The organism is Thermogemmatispora argillosa (assembly GCF_059696725.1).
The window spans coordinates 1,759,803-1,780,896 of the sequence record NZ_AP019377.1 but is presented as its reverse complement, the minus strand read 5'-3'; the positions used below and the strand labels follow the sequence as shown (position 1 = coordinate 1,780,896).

The window sequence follows — 21,094 nt, the reverse complement described above, 5'->3', positions numbered from 1 at the left end:
AGCCAGGCGTCTGCGCCATCCCAGAGCGCAGCAGGCAGCGACTGAACCTGCAGACCAGTCGCCGCGTAAGGTAAGAGAGAAGAGAGAGCCAGTCAGCGAGCGAGCTAGAAAGAAGCAGAAAGCCCTATGGCCAGACACATTCCTGTGTGGCTCGCACCGACATCCCTGGAGGAGGCCCTGGAGCTGCGTGCCCGCTACGGCGAGGAGGCCACGGTTGTGGCCGGCGGGACCTTTGTCGGCATCCTGATGAATCAGGGACTGCTGCAGCCGGCAGCTCTGCTGAGCCTGCGCCAGATCCCGCAGTTGACCTATCTGCGCGTCGAAGACGCCCAGGCCAGTGGCCAGCCGCTGTTACGCATCGGCGCCATGACCACTCATCGCGCCCTGGAGCGCTCGCCGCTCGTCCAGCGGGGCTGGCCCGTAGTGGCCGCCACCTTTGCCCTGGTCGCCAGCCCGCGCGTGCGCAATCAGGCCACCGTTGGGGGCGTCCTGGCCGATGCCGACTACGCCTCTGATCCGCCGGCCCTCCTGCACGCCCTCGAAGCCAGCGTTGTCGCGCGCAGCCTGCAGGGTGAACGGCTGATCCCCGTTGAGGAGCTGATCATCGGCCACTACGAAACCAGCCTGCGCCCCGATGAACTACTGATCGAAATCCGCGTTCCCGGGGCCATTGAAGGCGCCGTCTATCGTAAATTCCGCTCGCGTTCCAGCGAAGACCGTCCCTGTGTGGCCGTCGCCGCCGTGCGTCGCGGGGGCCGTCTGCGCGTCACAGTGGGAGCTGTCGCTGAGCGCCCACAGTACTTTCCCGGGATCTGTGCCCTGGCTGAGGGGCAGGCCTTCCTTGAGCCAGCCCTGGCGCGCGAGATCGGCGAACGCTACGCCGCGGCCATCGAGCCGATCAGCGACGCCCGTGGCTCGGCCCACTACCGACGGCGCGTCATCGCCGTCGAGGTGCGCCGCGCCCTCGAAGATCTCAACCGGATGCTTGCGACGGAAGGAGGGAGCCAGCGCCATGCCTGAGCCTGAGATGCCAGCCGTTACCGCCGGCACGAACCACACCTATGGACCTGAGCCTGACCCGCGCGTGACCGGGGCCATCCGTTATGCCCAGGACGTCGAGCTACCCGATATGCTCTACGCCTGCGTTGTGCGCTCGCCCTACGCACACGCGCGTGTGCTGCGTGTCGATACCTCGGCCCTACCCGCCGACGTTGTGGCCCTGACCCCCGATGACGTGCGCGCGCTCGGCCTCTACGGCTGTCAGATCAAAGATCAGCAGGTACTGGCCGTTGAGCGCGCCCTCTATATCGGCGATCCGGTGGCCGCCGTGGCCGCTGCCACACCACGGGCCGCCCGCGAGGCCGCCGAGCTAATCGAGGTCGACTACGAAGAGCTGCCGGCGGTCTTTGATGCCGTAGAGGCCATGCAGCCCGGGGCGCCGCTTCTCCATCCAGAGTTGACCATCTCCGATAACGATGCGGCCTACTTTGGCATGCGCCCCGAGCCGCAGCGCAACGTCTGCCACCACTTCCGCATTCGCCACGGAGACATCGAGCAGGGCTTTGCCGAAGCCGACGTCATTGTCGAAGAAACCTATCATACGCCTGGCGCCCAACACGTACCGATGGAGCCACACGCCTGCCTGGCGCGCTGGACTGCCGACGGGCGCCTCGAGGTCTGGACGGGGACACAAACGCCCTTTAATCTGCGTATGGACCTGGCCGGCATCTTCGGTCTGCCGCAAGAACGCATTCGCATCATCGCCCCACCGATGGGCGGCGCCTTTGGCTCTAAAACCTTTGTGCGCTATGAGGCCATCGTTGCCTGCCTGGCGCGCAAAGCCGGGCGCCCCGTCAAGCTGGTGCTGCGGCGTGATGAGGAATGGCTGACCCTCAACCGGCACCCGGCGACCATCCACGTCAAGCTTGGCGCTAAGCGCGATGGGACCCTGGTCGCCAAGCAGGTCACCTGTTGGGCCAACACCGGCGCCTATGCCGACTGCGGCCCCGGCGTTGCCCAGAAGATGGGCTTCGCCTCGCCCGGCCCTTATCGCATTCCTCACGTGTGGGTCGACTCCTATTGCGTCTATACCAATCTGCCGTCTAACGGCGCCTTCCGCGGCTACGGGGCCACTCAAGCCGTCTGGGCCTCGGAGCGGACGATGGACCTGCTGGCCGCGCGCCTGGGCCTGGACCCGCTGGAGCTGCGCCTCAAGAATGTGCTCGTTGACGGCGATCGCTACTGCACCGGTGAGGTCATGCACGATGTCCATTTCGCCGACTGCCTCAAGGCGGTGGCCGAGCGCATTGGCTGGCAGCAGGGGCGGCGTGGGAAGGGCCTGGCCGTGCTGCTCAAGGGTATGCAGACGCCAAGCCGGGCCTCGATCGTGGTCGAAGCTAACGACGACGGCAGCTACACGCTCCATTGCGCCACCGCCGAAATGGGCCAGGGAGCCTGGCGCGCCATCCGCATGCTGGCCGCTGAACAGCTCGGCGTCCCTGTCGAGCGCGTCCACTTCCCTGTACCGGATACCGACATCGTACCCTACGATACCCGCACCACCTCCAGCCGCTCGACCTACATGATGGGGCGGGCCCTGGTGGAGGCCGTGCGCCAGCTCAAAGAGAATGGCGAGCTGGGTTACGGCGAGTGCGTCAACGAGGGCGGCCTTGATCCTGACACCGGCCAGGGCATCGCCTCGACCCACTGGCATCAGGGAGCCGCTGCCGCTGAGGTGCGCGTCGACGAAGAGACCGGCAAACTGGAGGTCGTCCATCTGCACACGGCCATCTACGCCGGGCGCGTCGTCAATCCGCCGGCGGCCCAGCTACAAAACGAAGGCTCTATGATCATGGGCCTCGGCAGCGCCCTCTTTGAAGAGATCACCTTTGCCGATGGTCAGGTCACCAATGCCAATCTCTCTGACTACAACATTCCGGCGGCGGATGACCTGCCGCGCATCAGCTACGATCTGATCGAGCGCCCCGGCGCTGAGATCCACGGCCTGGGCGAAACCGCTCTCCCGCCGGTGCCCGCCGCCATCGGTAATGCGCTCTTCTCGCTCGGCATTCACGTCTGCGACCTGCCGCTCACGCCCGAGCGCGTCCTGGAAGCCAGCGAGCGCCGCAGCATACCCAAAGCGATGCCGGTCTGAGCCACCAATCAGCCAGCCAGAAGCGAGAGGAAAAGCGAAGGGAAGGAGCGCCATCATGGCTGCAATGGAGATCCATTTCACGCTCAACGGCCAGCCAGTCGCGGTGCAGGCCGAGCCAGATGAAATGCTGCTCGAGGTCCTGCGGCGCGAGCTGGGTCTACGCAGCGTGCGCGAGACCTGCGGGCTGGGCATCTGTGGCGCCTGCACGGCGCTGCTCAATGGCCAGCCCATCTCGACCTGCATTCTGCTGGCGCCGCTAGCTGAGGGCTGTGACATCACCACGGTCGAAGGCCTGGGCGGTCGCCACCCTGTCCAGCGGGCCTTTGAAGAGGTGCAGGCTTTTCAGTGTGGCTACTGCACCCCCGGCATGATTCTGACCATCACGGCTCTGCTGGAAGAGCAGCCGGAGCCAGACGAGGGGACCATCAGGCGCGCCCTGGGCGGCAACCTATGCCGGTGCGGCTGCTATCTCAAAATCATCCAGGCCACACAGCGCGCTGCCGCCCTGCTGGCCGAAGAGCGGCAGCGCCAGACGGGGCCCAGTGCGACCTCGATCTCATAAGATCGCTGTGCTATCCTGAGCTTACGGATGGAGAGCATCAAAGGAGTCGCCGACCATGAAATTTGTGACCTATGATGCCGGCCAGGGGCCGCGCGTTGGCCTGCTGGAAGGGGAGCAGATCTTTGATGTGGGCTTCTCCGGCGATATGGTGGCCTTCATTGAAGCCGGGGCCCCCATTGCGCAGCGGCAGCCCGTCAAAGGGGCACGCCTGCTGGCGCCACTGCGTCCGCGCTCACTGCGCGATTTCCTGGCCTTTGAGGGCCACCTCAAAAACGCAATGACGCGCCTCGGGCGCCCCATCGCCCCCGAATGGTACACGGTGCCTGCGTACTACAAAGGGCTGCCTGATACGGTCATCGGACCCGACGAAGAGATCCCCTGGCCGGCCTACACTGAGCGTCTCGACCACGAACTAGAGCTGGCGGCCATCATCGGGCGGCGCGGCAAGGACATTCCCAAGGAAGAGGCCATGCACTACATCTTTGGCTATACCATCTGGAACGATGTTTCGGCCCGCGACGTGCAGACGCGTGAGCTGCCCGTTAATATGGGGCCGGGCAAGGCCAAGGATTGGGATGGCTCGAATGTGTTGGGGCCGTGCATCGTGACTGCCGATGAAATCGATCCCGGCAATCTGCGCATGGTCGTGCGCGTCAATGGCGAGGTCTGGGGTGAGGATAACTCTGGTCACATGCACCATACCTTTGCCGATATGATCGCCTATGCCTCGCAGGCGCAGACCCTCTACCCAGGCGAGGTCTTCGGCTCCGGCACGGCCGCCGGCGGCTCCGGTCTGGAGCTGGATCGCTGGCTGCGCGAGGGCGACCTGATCGAGCTGGAGATCGAGGGCATCGGCGTTCTGCGCAATCGCGTCGGCAAAAAGCAGCAACAGCAGAGAGGAGTGTAACGCAAGCAATGGCCTACATTGTGGCTGCCTATTGGCGTGCAAAACCCGGTCAAGAGGAGACCATCCGCCGCGTGCTGGAGATCATGACGCCCCTGTCGCGCCAGGAGCCTGGCTGTCTCTTCTACCAGCCGCATCGCTCACCGGATGACCCGCGTCTCTTCTTTATCTATGAACAGTATGTCGACGAGGCGGCTTACGAGGCCCATATGGCCACACCCCATTTCGAGCAGTATGTGAAGGGCGAGGCCATTCCCAACCTGGAGAGCCGCGAACGCCACTTTTTCTGGACGCTTTGAGCTGCCCCTGTCCATCCTCCCTCAGCCCGCTGTCACACACACAAAGGTAGGGAGGATGAAAGCCAGAGCGTCGCGTCAGCCTCACGTGTCTGAAGAGCAGCGGCACGGCACCAGCGCAGCGGGCGAAGAAGCAGCGCCCACCAGCAGGCTTGCCCGCCTGACCGGCGCGCGGGCCTGCTGCTCATCCCGGCTAATTACATAAAATAAGGAATCCATTGAGTGCAACGAAGGCGAGGCTATGACCAAGATCATCGATCTCACGCCCGCGGTCCCCGAAGGCTTCAAGGGGCCGCCGTCGACCAACATCGGCGTTCACTTTGAGGTACGTACCAGGTTTGGCGAGGGGGCCGTTGGTGAGCGCCCCTACTGGCAATCGGGCCAGGTGACGATGAGCCTGCATACAGGCTGTCACGTCGAATCGGCCCTGCACTGCTTCGAGCGCGGCGAAGCCATTGATCAGGTGGCCCTCGAGCGCGTCATCGGCAGCGCCGTCGTCCTCGACCTCACGCCCGTTGAGGAGCGCATGCTCATAGACGTGCCCATGCTAGAGCGGGCTGTCGAGCGGTTACGCGCCCAAGGGGAAACGATCCGTCCCGGCGATATCCTGCTCCTGCGTAGCGACTGGGCCCAGCGGGCCATCGGCACGCCCATCTACTTCCCGCGCTCACCGGCCCTCACCGAGGCGGCGGCTCGCTGGCTGGTAGCTCAGCAGCCCAAGAGCATCGGCTGTGACTTCTTCGAGGAGCCGGCGGCCCGAGAGCAAGGCTGGACTGCCGATCAATTCGTGGTCCATCGCACTATTCTGGGGGCGGGTATCCCCCTCATTGAGGGCCTGGTCAATCTGGCGCAGTTACCGCCGCGCTGCCAGTTCTTCGCGCCCTTCTACCACTTCGCCGGCATCGACAGCGCCCCAGCGCGCGCCTTTGCCGTCATCGCTGACGAAGAGCGGACGGAGGTCCGGCCATGAGCGAGCGGCCTGCGCCGCTAGCCATCCACCTGATCCGTCACGGGCGCGTGGCCTCTCACCGGGGCGATGTGCCGATCACCCCAGAAGGCCGGCAGGAGATCGCCCACCAGGCGGAGGCCCTGGCGCAGCATCTTCTGCCCGGCGAAGAGGTCTTTATCCTGCATGCCGCGCCCCGGCGCGCCAGCGAGACCGCCCAGGTTCTCTACGCGATTCTGGCCAGGGCAGCGCGCGCGCCCGACCTTGCCAGCAAGGGCCTCCGCGTCCACCAGCCGCAGCGCTGCGACGCTCTGCGCACCCCCGATCTCTACCTGGCTGGCACGCGCGTCGAAATGGTCAGCAGTGCCACCGCCCTGGTAGAGCAGCTACCACCTGAGAGCGGCCTCAGCGCCGAAGACGTCGCGCGTCATCCCTTCTGGCAGGGCTTCTGGAGCACGCCCGACCGCATCGGCTACTGGGTCAACCTACCCGATCCGCCGGGCGAAGACTCGCTGAGCGCGGCGCGGCGCCTGTGGTCCTTTGTGCGCAGCCTGGCCGATCTTCCCCGCCGCCAGCCGCGGCGCTATCTCTGCGTCTCCCATTCGCCGCTCCTGCGCGCCTTCCTGCGCCACTACCTTTGCGAAGGCGACGACCCCGGCGAACCCGGCTACGGCGAAGCCATCGAGATCGAAGCCTTGCCCGAAGGGACCTTCGCCGTGCGCTATCGCCAGCAGCAGCGTCACCTGAGCTGAAGACTCGCCCCGGCACGGCAAGCCATTCCCGCGGTCAGCGAGTCCACTTCAGCCCGGCCCGGCCTGCGCTCCCAAGCCATGCGTTCAGGCAGGATCAGCATGGCGGGCAACGGACAGGCCGGACCGGCCCCCCGGTGCTAGCACGTGGGCGCCTCGGGGGTAAACTCGACCACCCCATGCTGACCGCCGCTCTTGCGGGCGACATAGGCCTGCTCCAGCGTAATCGTATGATCGACCGCCTTGCACATATCGTAGATCGTCAGGGCCGCTACTGTCGCCGCCGTCAGCGCCTCCACCTCGACGCCCGTCTTGTAAGTTGTTCGGGCGCTGGTCTCGATCAGAATCAGCCCCTGCTCGCGCTGCAGCTCAAAGTCTACTCCCACATGCGTCAACGGCAGCGGATGGCAGAGCGGAATCAGTTGCGGCGTGGCCTTGGCCGCCATAATGGCGGCAATGCGCGCCACCTCCAGCACATTGCCCTTAGCGATCTGGTGCTGCTCGATCAGCGCCAGCGTTTGGGGCCGCAGGCGCACGCGAGCGCGGGCAATAGCCTCACGCAGCGTCTCCGCTTTCTCGCTCACATCGACCATGCGCACATGACCGGCGCTGTCTACATGGCTCAACTCAGGCGGCCTCTCCTCCGGCGAAGACATCGCAGCGCTTCCCCCTTTCTGGAAGAACTCTTCTCTTGTCTGACCTACCTTAGCTTGCCTGCCAGCCCGAGCAGCAACGAGCCTCGTCCCTCGGGCAGCCCGCTTCTGCCGGCAGTATATCATCACGGTCTACAGCAGAGCCAGCAGTGGAATCAGCCTGCGACCAGCGGCGCTGGCGGGCCGGGCCGCGATTCTAACATTTCTCTAACACAATTCCTACGGAACTCTAACGCTTCTCTTGTGTTGTTCTAACGGCGGATGTGGCATCTAGTATAGGCGGAGAGAACCCAGGACAGGACAGCAAGCCAAGAAAGAGACTTCCTAAACGGTCGAGGTCGAGTAACAAACGGACGGTGAGCGGCGGTCAAGACCCTGTGGCGTGCCGTCCTGAGTGGAGCCACGCCGAGGCGAGCCGGGTGGCAGTCTGGCAGGCCCGGCAACGCGGACGGTGCGGGCGCTGCCCGGAGCGGTGCGACAGGTGGCGAGGCTGCGCAGCCGTCCTTTTGTGAGCTTACTTCTTTCCCTGACCGGAGTTCGCGAACGAAGAGCGAAGGGAGTGTGTGCGCATGGCGAAGATTCGTCCCGTAGGCGACCGCGTCGTGGTCAAGCCGCTTCCGAAGGAGGAAGTGACCAAGAGCGGGATCGTCATCCCCGATACAGCCAAAGAGAAGCCGCAGGAAGGCACGGTGATCGCCGTCGGCAGCGGGCGCCTGCTCGATAATGGGGACCGGGTGCCCATCGAGGTGCGCGAGGGCGATCACGTCTTGTTTGCCAAGTACGGCGGCACCGAATTTAAGCTCGACAACGAAGAATATCTGGTTCTCAAAGAGAGCGATATTCTGGCTGTGCTGAGCTAACCAGGGCTGCCCCTCCAGTGGACAGCTCCGAGCGAAATCGCGCTCATCTCTCTTCTCATCCGTCTCATCTGCTCTGCTGAGCAATAGAAACCTGTTACTTCTTGCTGCTGTACTGAGAAAGGCTTGTCCGTCGGTCAGCGCCTGTTTGCCTCAGCGCAGCGCAGCACACGGCAAGCCCTTGACGAGTAGAGAAGGCTGTCGGGATAGGTAGGTAGGTAAGTAAGTAAGTAAGCAGGCAAGTAAGTAAATTCATCAGAAGAAGGACGCAGTAGTAGTAGTCGTCGTAGTTGTTTGAAAGCGAGGTGGAGTACAGCGATGGCGAAGCAGCTGGTTTTTGACGAACAGGCGCGTCATGCTTTGAAGAAGGGTATCGACGTATTGGCGGAGGCCGTCAAGGTCACCCTTGGCCCCAAGGGACGCAATGTCGCGCTGGATAAGAAGTTTGGCGCGCCCAGCGTCACCCACGATGGCGTTACCGTCGCTAAGGAGATCCAGCTAGAGGACCCCTTTGAGAACATGGGTGCTCAGCTCCTGAAGGAAGCGGCGACCAAGACCAACGACGTCGCTGGCGATGGTACGACGACCGCCACCGTGCTGGCGCAGGCCATCGTGACTGAGGGTCTGAAGAACCTGGCCGCCGGTGCTAACCCGATGCAGCTGAAGCTTGGCATCGACAAGGGTACCGAGGCCGTTGTTGAATATATCCGCTCCAAGGCTATCCCCGTCGAGGGCAAGAAGGAAATCGCCCAGGTCGCTACCATCTCCGCTGCGGATGAGACCATCGGTAACCTGATCGCCGAGGTCATGGAAAAGGTCGGTAAGGACGGCGTCATCACGGTCGAAGAGTCCCGCGGCATTAACTTCGAGACCGAGTATGTCGAGGGTATGCAGATCGACCGCGGCTATATCTCCCCCTACTTCGTGACGAACTCCGAGAAGATGGAGGCCGTTATCGACGAGCCTTACATCTTGATCACCGATAAGAAGATTAGCGCCGTCCAGGATATCCTGCCCATTCTGGAGCAACTGACGCAGCAGGGTAAGCGCGAGATTGTGATCGTGGCCGAGGATGTCGATGGCGAGGCCCTGGCGACCCTGGTAGTCAACAAGCTGCGTGGTGTGCTGAATGTGCTGGCTGTCAAGGCTCCGGGCTTCGGTGATCGCCGCAAGGAGATGCTGCGCGATATGGCCATCCTGACCGGCGGTCAGGTGATTAGCGAGGAGATGGGCCGCCGCCTCGATAGCACGACGCTGGCTGATCTGGGTCAGGCTCGCCGCGTGGTGGCCACAAAGGATAATATGACGATCGTTGAGGGCCGCGGTAATCCTGCCGATATCCAGGCTCGTATCCGCCAGATTAAGGCCCAGATCGAGGAGACCACCAGCGACTACGATCGCGAGAAGCTGCAGGAGCGCCTGGCGAAGCTGGCCGGCGGCGTGGCGCTGATTAAGGTCGGTGCCGGTACCGAGGTGGAGCTGAAGTATCGCAAGACGCGCGTCGAGGATGCTCTGTCGGCGACACGCGCCGCGGTCGAGGAGGGCATCGTCCCCGGTGGCGGCGTGGCTCTGCTGAACGCGATTAAGGCTCTCGATAATGTGAAGCTGGAGGGCGATGCGGCGACCGGTGTGTCGATCCTGCGCCGCGCTCTGGAGGAGCCTATGCGCCAGTTGGCGATCAACGCGGGCCGCGATGGCTCGGTGGTTGTCGAGGGCGTGCGCCGCGCTCAGCAGGAGCAGAAGAACGAGAACGTTGGTTACAACGTGCTGACCGATCGCTATGAGGATATGGTCGCCGCCGGTATCATCGACCCGGCCAAGGTGACCCGCTCGGCCCTGCAGAATGCGGCCAGCATCGCGGCCATGATCCTGACAACCGAGGCGCTGATCACCGATATCCCAGAGAAGGAGAAGGCGCAGTCGACGCCGGCTCCCGAGTACTGATCGCCCTCGGTCAGCCAGGCTTCAAAGCGTTAGCGCTTCCGCTTCTGGATACCTCAAGGAGACTCCCTAAAGCTCATTGCCGTGCCCCTTCCCCACGCCGCGGCGTGAGGAAGGGGCTTGCTTTTGGGTCACCTTCCTTCCTCCCCTCCCTATCGTCGGCCTGCTCCTTAACCGGCTTCTCTCCTTACTTAGCGCTGCTCAGCTCCCCGCCTTGCTTGCCTCCCCGTCTCGCCGCTTGACGCGCTTCAGCGTTGGCGGATAGACTAAGCGTGTCAGCAGGCTGCCACGTTATGCTAAGGCTGTCTGCACATCCTGTCAGTTCTATCCCAAAATGCGCTTACAGCTCCCAACTCAGAGGCTGTAATCCTTCCCCCCGATGGAGAGAGGGAGCAGCGCCCTGCCTGTCTTTCTGGCCGATTGATTGGCTGATTGGCTAACTGACTGGCCATAGCCTGTACAGGCAAAAGGGAAGAGGAAAGGACAAAGGTGTGTTATGGCTACGGTTGTTCTGGTTGGCACCCTCGATACGAAGGGCCACGAGTACGCCTATCTGCGTGAGCGCGTGCGAGCTGAGGGCTGCGATGTACTGCTGGTCGATGCCGGCGTCAAAGGTACGCCGCTGACGCAGCCGGACATCAGCCGCGAGGAGGTAGCGCGTGCTGCTGGGGCGGAGGTAGCAGAACTGGCGGCCCGGGGTGATCGCGGCGCGGCGGTCGAGACGATGGCGCGTGGTGCCACAGCCATCTTGACCGACCTCTTTGCTCAGGGGCGTTTGCACGGCGTTCTTGGCTTGGGCGGCTCTGGTGGCTCAGCCCTCGTGACTCAGGCCATGAGGGCCTTGCCCATCGGCGTCCCCAAGCTGATGGTCTCCACGCTGGCCTCGGGCGACACCCGCCCCTATGTCGGAGCGGTCGACATTGCCATGATGTACTCGGTCGTCGACATTGCCGGCCTCAATCGCCTCTCGGAGCGCATCTTGAGCAACGCCGCCGCCGCCATTGCCGGCATGGCGCGCGCCTATGCCTCCTTCCAGCCGACGCCGAGCACGCGGCCCCTCATCGGCGCCACCATGTTCGGAGTCACCACGCCCTGCGTAACGGAAGCGCGGCGCTACCTCGAAGAGCATGGCTACGAAGTACTGGTTTTCCATGCCACAGGTACTGGCGGCCAATCGCTCGAAGCGCTTGTCAAGGGCGGCTTCCTGGCTGGCGTCCTCGATATCACCACGACCGAGCTGGCCGATGAGCTGGTGGGCGGCGTCCTGAGCGCCGGCCCTGAGCGGCTGGAGGCTGCTGGCCAGGCGGGACTACCGCAGGTGGTCTCGCTCGGGGCCCTCGACATGGTCAACTTTGGCCCCATAGAGACAGTCCCCGAGAAATTCCGCCATCGCCGCCTCTACAAGCACAATCCGACCGTTACCTTGATGCGCACTACTCCCGAGGAATGCGCGGCCCTCGGCCACATCATTGCCCGCAAGCTCAACCAGGCACGTGGCCCTACGGCCCTCTTCATCCCACTGCGCGGCGTCTCGCTCATCGACACCGAAGGGCAGCCCTTCTACGATCCCGAGGCTGATCAAGCCCTCATCAGCGCTCTCAAGGCCGACCTGCAGCCCCATGTCGAGGTCCATGAGCTGGACATGGACATCAACGACCCACGCTTCGCCCAGGCGATGGCGCGCCGCCTTGATGAACTGATTCAGCGGCAGCAACAACAGCAACAACAGCAGACTGTCTCGCCAGCAAAGCAAGAATCTCAAGCGCCCAATGAAGAAGGAGGAGCGGCATCATGAATCGAGCAGAAGCACTGGCACGCTTGCGAGAGACCGTCAAGCAGGGGGGAGTGATCATCGGAGCCGGTGCGGGTACCGGCCTGTCGGCCAAGTGCGCCGAGGCCGGCGGCGCCGATCTCATCATCATCTACAACTCGGGTCGCTACCGCATGGCCGGACGCGGCTCACTGGCGGGCCTGCTCCCCTATGGCGACGCCAACGCGATTGTTGTCGAGATGGCCGGCGAGGTCTTGCCGATCGTCAAGCAGACGCCCGTCCTGGCCGGCGTTTGCGGCACTGATCCGTTCCGGGTCATGCCCTATTTCCTGCGCCAGCTCAAAGAGATGGGCTTTGTCGGCGTCCAAAACTTCCCCACCGTCGGTCTCATCGACGGCGTCTTCCGGCAAAACCTTGAAGAGACCGGCATGGGCTTTGCACTGGAAGTCGAGATGATCCGCCAGGCGCACGAACTGGACCTGTTGACCGCGCCCTACGTCTTCGATCCCGAGCAGGCGCGAGCGATGGCCGAAGCGGGGGCCGATGTGCTGGTCCCCCACATGGGACTGACAACGAAAGGCACAATCGGAGCCCAGACGGCCCTGACGCTAGACGAGTGCGTCGAGCGCATCCAGGCTATGCACGATGCGGCGAAGGCCGTCAATCCCGATATTCTGGTGCTCTGCCACGGTGGCCCGATCGCCGAGCCGGAGGATGCCGCCTACGTGTTGGCGCGCACGCGCGGCGTGGTCGGCTTCTTCGGCGCTTCCAGCATGGAGCGCCTGCCGACTGAAACAGCCATCACCGAGACCACCCGGCGCTTTAAAGCCTTGCGTCCCGGTCAGCCTGCCTGAACTAGCACAGCTTCAGGCTAGCCTCCCCGCCAGACAGCGCTGAGGGAGTCAGGACAGAAAAGCAGCGAGCCGACCCAACTTCAAATGATCAAGGGCCGGCTCGCTGCCGTTCTGCCTGCTGCTGGGCACCGGTCAGCACCTTTGCGCAGCAGCAGGCTGAGTTAGAGGCGGTAGACGCGGCGCGCGGTCTCGGACCACAGCAGGCGCTGCTCAGGCACCGGATAGGCGCTTAGCATCGCTTGCAGCGTCTCATACCAGCGCCGATAACTGGAGGCCAGCAGAACTACCGGCCAATCGCCACCGAAGAGCAAGCGCTCGGGACCGAAGGCCGCCATGACCGTTGCCAGGTAGGGGACCAGGTCGGCGACGCTCCAGCGCTCGTGGTCGGCCTCTGTGACCATACCGCTCACCTTGCAGACCACGTTTGGCAGCTCGCCCAAGGCCCAAATGTGCTGCTGCCACGGTTCGCGCTCGCCCGTGCGGATCGGGGGCTTGCCCAGATGATCGAGAATAAAGCGCGTATCGGGACAGCGCCGCACCAGCTCAACCACGCTCGCAAGCTGCTGATGACGCAGGCACAGATCGCAGGAGAAACCATAGTCGGCGAGCAGGCGCACGCCGTCGATGAAGGCCGGACGCAGACAGAAGTCGTCTTCTGCCTCGTTCTCGATGTTGCGGCGTACGCCCTTGATCAGAGGAGAAAGCGCGCGCAGCGCCTCCAGATGCTCGCGCACCATCAGGCCCTGTTCTAACGGCGCCGCCGCGACAATAGCCTTCAAGCGCGGCTCCGTGCGCGCTAGCTCGACAATCCAGGCCGCCTCACGTAGCGCCTCCTCGGGCGCGACCACCACCTCAACGTAGACCAGAGCCTCGATCGGCAAACCCTGCGTCTGCTCGCGGTAGTCCGCCGGCCCAAAGGCTCGCTTTAGCTGTGGGACAGCTTCCAGCCAGGGCATGCGAAAGCGCTGCGGGTCCCAGAAATGCACATGGGCATCAATGATGGAGAGCTGCTCATCTGCTCCCATCTGAGGGAGAACATCGCTCATCGAGGCTCTTGCTCCTTTCTGCAGGCCCCCTGTAGCCAGCGACCTGCTGACCTCTCTCTTTGTCTGCCTGTCCGACGATGACGGCACCTGGCCTTAAGCCAGCCAGATGAGGCGAGGTCGGGCCAGACCAGGGGTCAGGCGCTCTGGCCCTGATAGATGGCCTCCAGCTCCTGCCATAGCGCATCAGGGACGGGCAGCTGTGCCAGGGCCAGCGTCTCCGCGATGCGCTCGGGGCGCGTCACACCGACGATCGTCGAGACAATGCGTTCATCGCGCAGCGAGAACTGCAGAGCCGCCGCCGCTAACGGCACCCCATAGCGCGCACAGGCCGCCTGCATACGGCGAGCCTTCGCCAGCAGCTCCGCGCTGGCCGCGCCGTACATATAGCGCGGATAGGCCTCCGGCCCCTTTGCCAGCAAGCCGCTGCCGTAGGGAGCGGCGTTCAGCGTGGCCACCCCGCGACTGCGACACAGGTCCCAGAAGCGATCAGCTTCGCGGTTGAGCAGGGTATAGCGATTGTGCGAGATGGCCGCCTCGAAAAGACCAGTTTCCACAAAGCGCGTCATCATCTCGATCGGGCCGCCGGCGATCCCCAGGTGCTCGATCAGACCCTCCTCTTTCAACTGGAGCAGGACCTCAACCGGGCCGCCCGGCGCCATCATGACCTCAAACGGGTCCTGCGAAGGATCGGGAATGTATTCGGGATCGTGCAAATAGACCAGTTGCAGCCGCTCCAGGCCAAGCAGCCGTAGACTGCGCTCAACACTGCGGCGCATCTGCGGACCACTGAATTCACCCGTCTGCAAGTTGCGGTCGGCCTTGGTCGCCAGGACAAAACCGGCGGGCAGCCCGCCCAACTCGCGCAGAACGATACCGATGCGGCGCTCGCTCTCACCGTCACCATAGGCCGCCGCCGTATCCACAAAGTTGATCGGGCTGGCAAAGACCGCGCGGATCGTCGCCAAAGCCCGGTCCTCGGGTACCTCATAGGCGAAGGTCTCCGGCATATTGCCCAGAGGGGCGCAGCCAATACAAAGCGGAGTCACCTGCAACCCCGTCGTGCCCAACGCTCGCCGTGGTAGTGAAGCCGCAGCACCCGTTTCAGACGACATAGCCACAAACAGACCTCCTCTGAATGCGCTCAACACTCTCAAATTCAGACGCGGCATAGGCCCGGGCAGAGCCGGGCAGGCCTCAGTCCCACCTGCGCGGTCCGCCCCTGCTGCGGCGGAGCTGGCCAGGCGCACGCACGGCCTGCGCTCTCCTCGCAGGGGCAAGAGCAAGCGAGCAGAGTTCAGATGGCCGTCCAGCCGCCATCGATCACCAGCGCAGAGCCGGTCACAAAAGCCGCCTCATCCGAGGCCAGGTACAGGGCCGCCGCCGCGATCTCCTCGGGCCGCCCCATGCGTCCTAGCGGCTGGCGGGCGTGCAGTTGCTGGCGTACCTCAGCCTCACGGCCCGCGAAATCGCGCGCCAGATAGCCCTCCACAAACGGCGTATGTACCGTGCCCGGGCAGATCGCATTGCAGCGAATACCCTGCTTCACGTAGTCGGCGGCAATGGTGCGCGTTAACGCCAGAACCGCCCCCTTGCTTGCGCTATAGACCAGGCGACGCTCAACGCCGATCATCGCCGCCACCGAAGCCATATTAATGATCACCCCGCCGCGTGGCTGCTGGGCCAACATCTGACGCACTCCCTCACGAGCGCAGAGAAAGACGCCGCGAGCATTGACGCGCATCACCCGCTCCCAATCCTCTAGCGAGGTCTCCAGCACACTGCCCACATGGCTGGTGCCGGCGTTATTGACCAGAATATCCAGCCGGCCCTCGCGGGCGGCCATCTCCGCCATCGCCGCGCGGACCTGCCCCTCCTCGGCCACATCCAGCGTCGAAGCGCGGGCCTGGCCGCCAGAGGCGACAATGGCCGCCGCCACGCGCTGCGCCGCCTCTGGACGCACATCGGCCACCACCACGCGCGCCCCCTGGCGCGCGAACAGCAGCGCAATCTGCTCGCCGATCCCCGAGCCAGCGCCCGTGATCAAAGCCGCCTTCCCGTCCAGGCGAAAGACCACGCTCGTTCCTCCTTTCCGATCGTCTGAGGCAAGATCTTCCATCTCAGTCTGATAGAGCGCATCTCTGCATGGCGCCGCGACAGCCCTCGCTAGTCTGTATGGAAGACCTCGCGCATCGTAGCCCACCACTCGCCGGGCGCACGCGGTTCCACAGGCTCCTGGAGGGGATCGGTCAATTTCCACCACTCCTGAGTTTTCGGATCGGCAGCCATCTTCGCCATATCGGCCTCGTAATCAGAGCCGACATACTCAAAATAGGCGAAAAGTAGCGTGCCGTGGCGGAAAATCGTATAGTTGCGGATATTGCAGGCGTGAATAGTCGCCAGCACCTCGGGCCAGACAGCGGCATGCAGCCGCTCGTAGGCCTCGATGGCATCTGGCTTGAGGCCGATGATCTGTCCGACTCTGCGCATAACTGGTAATCCTCCTGATATTGTAGCGCGCGCGGCAGGCCCAAAGAAAGCCTGCCCTCGCCGCTGCAGACGCGCCGCGCACTCAGCCAGTCCGCTGGCCCCACATGTGCGCCCCCTCATTGTCCCTCAGCGCCCGCCCCATCGGGCCAGGAGCGACGGGCCGCCGCCCAGACCGGTCCGTCAGGAAAAGAGTAAGCGGCAAGCGAATCCGCGCGCATAGTCGCGCTGTAGCCCGGCGCCAGCGGCGGCAGATAACGAGCATGGCGCATCACCACCGGATGGACGAAATGCTCATGCAGGTGAGGCGTATATTCGATCATGCGCCCCTCCAGCGAGCCGCTGACGGCAATATAATCGAAGATCGCCAGGTGCTGCACATACTCGGAGAGGCCTACACCGCCGGCATGGGGGCAGACCGGCACCCCATACTTAGCGGCCAGCAAGAGAACGGCCAGCACCTCGTTAACACCGCCCAGGCGACAGGCGTCGATCTGGCAGAAACCGATGGCCTGGGCCTGGAAGAGCTGCTTAAAGATAATGCGGTTCTGCACATGCTCGCCCGTTGCCACACGCACCGGAGCGATGGCACGCGCGATGGCCGCATGCCCGAGAATATCATCAGGACTGGTCGGCTCTTCGATCCAAAGCGGCCGGAACTCGGCCAGCTCCTGCATCGCGGCGATCGCCTCGTCAACCTCCCAGACCTGATTAGCGTCCATCATCAACGTGCACTGAGGGCCAATCTCTTCGCGCATAATGCGAGCACGCTGACGATCGCGCTCGGGACCAAGGCCGACCTTGAGCTTGAAGTGGCGCCACCCTTCGGCCAGCGCCTGCCGACAGAGGACCCGGAGCTGCTCGTCGCTGTAGCCTGACCAGCCGGCGCCGGTAGTATAGGCAGGGTAGCCCACACGCAGCAATTCCGCCTCACGCTCAGCGCGCGTCGGCGCCAAACGCTCAAGCATCTCGACCGCTTCCGCAGGGGAGAGTACATCGCTGAGGTAGCGGAAATCAATACAGGCTACCAACTGCTCGGGCGACAGGTCAACCAGTAGCTTCCAGAGCGGCTTGCCCTCCACTTTGGCCCATAGATCCCAGACTGCGTTCACCAGAGCCGCCGTGGCCATGTGGATGACGCCTTTCTCTGGCCCAATCCAGCGTAGCTGGCTGTCGCCAGTCATATGCCGCCAGAAAGCTCGCATGTCGCTGGTGAACTCTTCCAGCGCGTGCCCACGAACCCGCGGCGCCAAGGCCCGAATGGCGGCCACACAGACCTCGTTGCCGCGCCCGATAGTGAAGGTGAAGCCGTGGCCCTCCAGTCCATTGGGATGATCGGTTCGCAGAATAACGTAGGCCGCCGAGTAGTCGGGATCGGCATTCATGGCGTCGGAGCCGGCCAGCGTGCGTGAGGTGGGGAAACGAATGTCGTAGGCCTGGACATCAACGATGGTTACTGTCAATACACCACTCCTTTTTACCTGGCTGGCAAAAGGCGCTGCCAACACCTCAGAGAGGGCTGTGTGAGCCGCCCTGCATTGGCCGAGCCACAATGACGCGCGATCGATTGAAGGCTCACCGTGCATGGCGGCAGGGCTGGCAATCCCAGGAAGGCAGCGCTTGCCTTGACGCTGCACCGCCTGAAGGTATACTATATTCTGTATTCAGAATACAGTACCGCGGGCAACAAAGTCAAGCAGACTAGAGCGGCGCAAGCCACAAAGTGAAAAACTCTCAAGAAATGCTGCGAATCGGAGGAAGCCCTCATCGCCGAGAACGAGGGCGCCAGATGAGCCAGGCGATGATCGCCACCGCTTACGACCTGCCCGGGCTGTGCCGTGCCTGATCATGATGAGGAGTGAAGTTCCCCAACTGATCGCGAACAGCGTCACCTAGTAGACCCGCTAGACTGAGGTGAAAACGGACCGGGACAGGTGACGTCCGCCTTGACCGCTGCCGCCGCTTCTGGGTATACTATATTCTGTATTCTGAATACAGCACACCCTTTACAAAGTTGGGCGGGCGCGCCAAAATAGAGGAGCGCACCGCGGACAGGCTCGGAGCGAGCCAGGCCAGAGCAAGGCGACGTAGGCAAAGGCGGGCCGCTGGAGCCGCGAGGTGCGTCGGGCCTGGTCCTCTCTCCAACCGGGAGAGCACGCGCGTCAAGCGGTGGAGAGGCGAGAGAGGGGAGGGCCTGGCGAGACCAGCAAGACCAGCAGAACAGGAGCGAGCGGGAATGATGCACTCGGAAGCCGAGACCAACCATCGGCAAGGCGCGGCGGTGGCCAATGTCGTCGATGAACAATTTGTCAGCGAACTCTTTGACCTGCTCTGGGGGCAAGAGCGCACCGCCACCCCGACTGTTGCCGACTATGCCTACGAGCAACTCTGGAAGCGAGTCATTCTGCTCGGGGGCAGCGAAGAGCAGCGCCTCTCGGACGTGGCTCTTGCCGAGCAACTGGGTGTTAGCCGCACGCCTGTGCGCCAGGCGCTAGAGCGGCTGGTCCAGGAGGGGCTAGTACGCTCCGATCCGCGGCGGGGCTACTGGACGCGCACCTTTACCGCCCAAGACATTCACGAGATCTACGACCTGCGCGAGGCGCTGGAGGTGCTGGCTCTGCGGCTGGCGGCGCCTCATCTGAAGCGCGAAGAGCTGCAGGCTCAACTTGACGAGCTGGAGGCCATTCGCTCAGAGCTAGCGAGCAATCCCTTTCTGCGCTTTCTCAAGGTCGACCTGCTCTTTCACCTGCTGATCACGCGCGCCTCGCGCAACGGGCGCCTGATCCACTGTCTCTCAGAGCTGCGCAGCCAGCTCTGCATGTTCCAAATGCGCGATAGCTTTTATCCGCGCCGCATCGAAATCGCGCTCAACGATCATGAGCAGATCTTGCGGGCCTTACTCGCCGGCAAGCTGGACGAGGCGACGGCCCTCTTAGCGGCCCATATTCGCCACTCCAAGGAGGGAGTGCTTGCCGATATCTTTGCCGAAGAGAGCCAGCTTTCCTCGTAGTCAGCGGCGAGCGGGCGAGGCGCTCGATCCGTGGCGTGGCGCGCTCGCCGTCCCTGCTGGTCGCGCCGGGACCGGCGAGCAGGCAGCCAAAGAACAGGTTTCGCTCGATTGCGCTCCCACGAGGAGATGAAAGCGCTGCTTCTCAGTCGATCAGTCAGCCAGGCAGGCAGAGAAGCAAGCGCAGTCTCCCGCGTCCCCGATCGGCGTGGGAGTAGCGAGGCGGGCCTGAAAGCCAGCTCAGCAAAAGGAGAGGGGTGGGAGGTGCGCGGTTCAGGAGGGCAGGCGGGGCCATGTATGCAGCCACTGCCATACTCGCAGGGAGGTCGTCATGCCTTCGACTTCGATGGAGACAGCGCAGTCACCGATCATTCGCCTGCGCAAAATTACCAGGCGCTTTCCGGGCGTCACTGCCGTCGCCGAGGTTGATCTTGACATTTATCCTGGCGAAGTGCACGTCGTGGCTGGTGAGAACGGAGCCGGCAAATCGACCCTGATGAAAATTCTCTATCAGGTAGAGCGCCCTGATGCTGGAGAAGTCTATCTCAACGGCGAGCCGCTCAGTTTTCGCGGGCCACATTTTGCCCGTGCCCTCGGCGTCGCTATGGTGCATCAAGAATTTGCCCTGGCGCCGCATCTCTCCGTCGCCGAAAACCTCTTTCTGGGACGCGAGCCGCTGCGCTTCGGCTTCATTCGCCGGCGCCGCGAGCTAGAAGAGGCGCGCCGACTGCTGGCGCAGATTGGCCTGGACCTGGACCCGCGTCGCCTGGTGGCCTCGCTCTCCGTTGCCGAGCAGCAGCTTGTCGAGATCGCCCGCGCTATTAGCTTCAATGCCCGTGTTCTGATCCTCGATGAACCGACCGCTACCCTCACCGAACAAGAAATCGCCCGTCTCTTTGCCGTCATTCGCCAACTCACCGCCCAGGGTGTAGCCGTTCTCTACATTTCGCACCGTCTCGACGAGATTTTCCAGCTTGCTGATCGCGTGACCGTCATGCGCGATGGGCGCGTTGTTGCCACCCTGCCGCGGACCGAACTGAGCGAGCAGAAGCTTGTCCAGCTCATGGTGGGGCGCGCCATCACGAACCTCTATCCGCGGCCCGAGACCCATCCTGGTTCTGTTCGGCTGCGCGTCGAAGGGGTGAGCCGTCGCGGTTTGCTCTACGACTGCTCATTCGAGGTGCGGGCTGGCGAAATTCTGGGCTTTGCCGGTCTGATCGGTGCGGGGCGCAGCGAACTGGCGCGCGCCGTTTGTGGAGCTGACCCCATTGACAGCGGGCGCATCGTGCTCGACGGTCAAGAGCTGCAGATCCGTCGGCCTGCCGATGCCATTCGGGCCGGCCTGGTCTATGTCACCGAAGACCGTAAGCGCGAGGGGTTGGCGCTCGACCTGGGGGTTGACCAAAACATCACGCTGGCCAGCCTGCCTGTCCGTCTGGGCCTGCTGCTCTTGCGGCGCGAGCGCACCGTAGCCGTGCAAGCCTGTCAGCGTCTCAACATCCGCACCCCTTCGGTGCGCCGAAAGGTGCGCCTCCTCTCGGGCGGCAACCAGCAGAAAGTTGTGGTAGCCCGCTGGCTAGAGACGCAAGCCAAAGTCATCTTTTTCGACGAGCCGGCGCGCGGCATCGACGTAGGGGCCAAGGCCGAGATGTTTGCCCTCATTGGTCGGCTAGCCAGCGAGGGGCGGGCCATTGTTCTCATTTCATCCTACCTCCCCGAGCTGCTCAACATGTGCGATCGCATCGCGGTGATGCGCGAGGGGCGTATCGTCGGCACGCTCTCGCGGGGACAGTTCAGTGAAGAGCGCATCATTGCCCTGGCAACTGGGGCCAGCGAGGTGACCATTCCATGAAGGAATTTCTGAGCAGGA

The 21,094-nt window shown here is 63.5% G+C and carries 19 protein-coding genes; 13 read left to right on the top strand and 6 right to left on the bottom strand.

Annotation, left to right across the window (positions count from 1 at the left end; translation table 11 throughout):
* Nucleotides 1-126: 126 nt before the first annotated feature.
* The 7 genes from AC6H1L_RS06895 to AC6H1L_RS06865 all read left to right on the top strand — a co-directional run bounded on the left by AC6H1L_RS06895 (nt 127) and on the right by AC6H1L_RS06865 (nt 6,614).
* The gene (locus AC6H1L_RS06895) at nt 127-1,020 is read left to right on the top strand and encodes an FAD binding domain-containing protein (protein ID WP_497600791.1); all 894 of its coding nucleotides are present in this window, start codon (nt 127-129) and stop codon (nt 1,018-1,020) included.
* The gene (locus AC6H1L_RS06890; RefSeq protein WP_497600790.1) at nt 1,013-3,154 is read left to right on the top strand and encodes a xanthine dehydrogenase family protein molybdopterin-binding subunit; all 2,142 of its coding nucleotides are present in this window, start codon (nt 1,013-1,015) and stop codon (nt 3,152-3,154) included. Before AC6H1L_RS06895 ends, AC6H1L_RS06890 begins: the two co-directional genes overlap by 8 nt.
* 55 nt (nt 3,155-3,209) lie before the next feature.
* A complete protein-coding gene (locus AC6H1L_RS06885) occupies nt 3,210-3,716 on the top strand; it encodes a (2Fe-2S)-binding protein (RefSeq protein WP_497600789.1) in 507 nt (168 codons plus the stop codon).
* 55 nt (nt 3,717-3,771) lie between these two features.
* On the top strand, nt 3,772-4,623 hold the full coding sequence (locus AC6H1L_RS06880) for a fumarylacetoacetate hydrolase family protein (protein ID WP_497600788.1): 852 nt from the start codon (nt 3,772-3,774) through the stop codon (nt 4,621-4,623).
* A gap of 8 nt (nt 4,624-4,631) precedes the next feature.
* Nucleotides 4,632-4,919, top strand: a complete 288-nt coding sequence (locus AC6H1L_RS06875) for a putative quinol monooxygenase (protein WP_297160624.1) — start codon at nt 4,632-4,634, stop codon at nt 4,917-4,919.
* A gap of 238 nt (nt 4,920-5,157) precedes the next feature.
* Entirely contained in the window at nt 5,158-5,886 is a 729-nt protein-coding gene (locus tag AC6H1L_RS06870; RefSeq protein WP_497600787.1) for a cyclase family protein, read from the top strand.
* On the top strand, nt 5,883-6,614 hold the full coding sequence (locus tag AC6H1L_RS06865) for a hypothetical protein (RefSeq protein WP_497600786.1): 732 nt from the start codon (nt 5,883-5,885) through the stop codon (nt 6,612-6,614). Before AC6H1L_RS06870 ends, AC6H1L_RS06865 begins: the two co-directional genes overlap by 4 nt.
* 137 nt (nt 6,615-6,751) lie before the next feature.
* On the opposite strand, the gene moaC is transcribed toward AC6H1L_RS06865, so the two are convergent.
* Nucleotides 6,752-7,267, bottom strand: coding sequence for a cyclic pyranopterin monophosphate synthase MoaC (gene moaC, locus AC6H1L_RS06860; protein ID WP_497600785.1), 516 nt, complete (start codon nt 7,265-7,267; stop codon nt 6,752-6,754).
* 566 nt (nt 7,268-7,833) lie between these two features.
* Here moaC and groES point away from each other — a divergent pair.
* The 4 genes from groES to AC6H1L_RS06840 all read left to right on the top strand — a co-directional run bounded on the left by groES (nt 7,834) and on the right by AC6H1L_RS06840 (nt 12,687).
* Nucleotides 7,834-8,124 (top strand): co-chaperone GroES, encoded by a 291-nt coding sequence (groES, locus tag AC6H1L_RS06855; protein WP_069805481.1) that lies wholly within the window; start codon nt 7,834-7,836, stop codon nt 8,122-8,124.
* 315 nt (nt 8,125-8,439) lie between these two features.
* Nucleotides 8,440-10,065 (top strand): chaperonin GroEL, encoded by a 1,626-nt coding sequence (gene groL / locus AC6H1L_RS06850; protein WP_297160629.1) that lies wholly within the window; start codon nt 8,440-8,442, stop codon nt 10,063-10,065.
* Between the two features lie 493 nt (nt 10,066-10,558).
* On the top strand, nt 10,559-11,857 hold the full coding sequence (locus AC6H1L_RS06845; protein ID WP_497600784.1) for a Tm-1-like ATP-binding domain-containing protein: 1,299 nt from the start codon (nt 10,559-10,561) through the stop codon (nt 11,855-11,857).
* Nucleotides 11,854-12,687 carry a phosphoenolpyruvate hydrolase family protein gene (locus AC6H1L_RS06840; protein ID WP_497600783.1) on the top strand — a complete coding sequence of 278 codons (834 nt, stop codon included), beginning with the start codon at nt 11,854-11,856 and terminating at the stop codon, nt 12,685-12,687. Before AC6H1L_RS06845 ends, AC6H1L_RS06840 begins: the two co-directional genes overlap by 4 nt.
* A gap of 161 nt (nt 12,688-12,848) precedes the next feature.
* Here the strand turns inward: AC6H1L_RS06840 and AC6H1L_RS06835 are convergent, their stop codons facing one another.
* From AC6H1L_RS06835 to AC6H1L_RS06815, 5 genes are all read right to left on the bottom strand, one after another.
* On the bottom strand, nt 12,849-13,733 hold the full coding sequence (locus AC6H1L_RS06835) for an amidohydrolase family protein (RefSeq protein WP_497600782.1): 885 nt from the start codon (nt 13,731-13,733) through the stop codon (nt 12,849-12,851).
* A 134-nt stretch (nt 13,734-13,867) separates the two neighbouring features.
* Complete coding sequence (locus AC6H1L_RS06830; RefSeq protein WP_497600781.1) at nt 13,868-14,845, bottom strand: aldo/keto reductase; 978 nt, start codon at nt 14,843-14,845, stop codon at nt 13,868-13,870.
* Nucleotides 14,846-15,027: 182 nt separating this feature from the next.
* Complete coding sequence (locus AC6H1L_RS06825; protein ID WP_497600780.1) at nt 15,028-15,849, bottom strand: SDR family NAD(P)-dependent oxidoreductase; 822 nt, start codon at nt 15,847-15,849, stop codon at nt 15,028-15,030.
* Nucleotides 15,850-15,896: 47 nt separating this feature from the next.
* Nucleotides 15,897-16,220: an L-rhamnose mutarotase gene (locus AC6H1L_RS06820; RefSeq protein ID WP_497600779.1), complete on the bottom strand. Its 324-nt coding sequence runs from the start codon at nt 16,218-16,220 to the stop codon at nt 15,897-15,899.
* Nucleotides 16,221-16,336: 116 nt separating this feature from the next.
* Nucleotides 16,337-17,680: an L-fuconate dehydratase gene (locus AC6H1L_RS06815; RefSeq protein ID WP_497600778.1), complete on the bottom strand. Its 1,344-nt coding sequence runs from the start codon at nt 17,678-17,680 to the stop codon at nt 16,337-16,339.
* Between the two features lie 773 nt (nt 17,681-18,453).
* On the opposite strand from AC6H1L_RS06815, the gene AC6H1L_RS06810 reads away from it, so the two are divergent.
* Both AC6H1L_RS06810 and AC6H1L_RS06805 read left to right on the top strand, forming a co-directional pair.
* Entirely contained in the window at nt 18,454-19,227 is a 774-nt protein-coding gene (locus AC6H1L_RS06810) for a GntR family transcriptional regulator (protein ID WP_497600777.1), read from the top strand.
* Between the two features lie 328 nt (nt 19,228-19,555).
* A complete protein-coding gene (locus AC6H1L_RS06805) occupies nt 19,556-21,076 on the top strand; it encodes a sugar ABC transporter ATP-binding protein (protein ID WP_497600776.1) in 1,521 nt (506 codons plus the stop codon).
* Nucleotides 21,077-21,094: the final 18 nt, after the last annotated feature.

Coding starts and splice junctions, on each gene's coding strand:
- AC6H1L_RS06895 (WP_497600791.1), top strand. CDS start 127: ATGGCCAGACACATTCCTGTGTGGCTCGCACCGACATCCCTGGAGGAG.
- AC6H1L_RS06890 (WP_497600790.1), top strand. CDS start 1,013: ATGCCTGAGCCTGAGATGCCAGCCGTTACCGCCGGCACGAACCACACC.
- AC6H1L_RS06885 (WP_497600789.1), top strand. CDS start 3,210: ATGGCTGCAATGGAGATCCATTTCACGCTCAACGGCCAGCCAGTCGCG.
- AC6H1L_RS06880 (WP_497600788.1), top strand. CDS start 3,772: ATGAAATTTGTGACCTATGATGCCGGCCAGGGGCCGCGCGTTGGCCTG.
- AC6H1L_RS06875 (WP_297160624.1), top strand. CDS start 4,632: ATGGCCTACATTGTGGCTGCCTATTGGCGTGCAAAACCCGGTCAAGAG.
- AC6H1L_RS06870 (WP_497600787.1), top strand. CDS start 5,158: ATGACCAAGATCATCGATCTCACGCCCGCGGTCCCCGAAGGCTTCAAG.
- AC6H1L_RS06865 (WP_497600786.1), top strand. CDS start 5,883: ATGAGCGAGCGGCCTGCGCCGCTAGCCATCCACCTGATCCGTCACGGG.
- moaC (WP_497600785.1), bottom strand. CDS start 7,267: ATGTCTTCGCCGGAGGAGAGGCCGCCTGAGTTGAGCCATGTAGACAGC.
- groES (WP_069805481.1), top strand. CDS start 7,834: ATGGCGAAGATTCGTCCCGTAGGCGACCGCGTCGTGGTCAAGCCGCTT.
- groL (WP_297160629.1), top strand. CDS start 8,440: ATGGCGAAGCAGCTGGTTTTTGACGAACAGGCGCGTCATGCTTTGAAG.
- AC6H1L_RS06845 (WP_497600784.1), top strand. CDS start 10,559: ATGGCTACGGTTGTTCTGGTTGGCACCCTCGATACGAAGGGCCACGAG.
- AC6H1L_RS06840 (WP_497600783.1), top strand. CDS start 11,854: ATGAATCGAGCAGAAGCACTGGCACGCTTGCGAGAGACCGTCAAGCAG.
- AC6H1L_RS06835 (WP_497600782.1), bottom strand. CDS start 13,733: ATGAGCGATGTTCTCCCTCAGATGGGAGCAGATGAGCAGCTCTCCATC.
- AC6H1L_RS06830 (WP_497600781.1), bottom strand. CDS start 14,845: ATGTCGTCTGAAACGGGTGCTGCGGCTTCACTACCACGGCGAGCGTTG.
- AC6H1L_RS06825 (WP_497600780.1), bottom strand. CDS start 15,849: ATGGAAGATCTTGCCTCAGACGATCGGAAAGGAGGAACGAGCGTGGTC.
- AC6H1L_RS06820 (WP_497600779.1), bottom strand. CDS start 16,220: ATGCGCAGAGTCGGACAGATCATCGGCCTCAAGCCAGATGCCATCGAG.
- AC6H1L_RS06810 (WP_497600777.1), top strand. CDS start 18,454: ATGATGCACTCGGAAGCCGAGACCAACCATCGGCAAGGCGCGGCGGTG.
- AC6H1L_RS06805 (WP_497600776.1), top strand. CDS start 19,556: ATGCCTTCGACTTCGATGGAGACAGCGCAGTCACCGATCATTCGCCTG.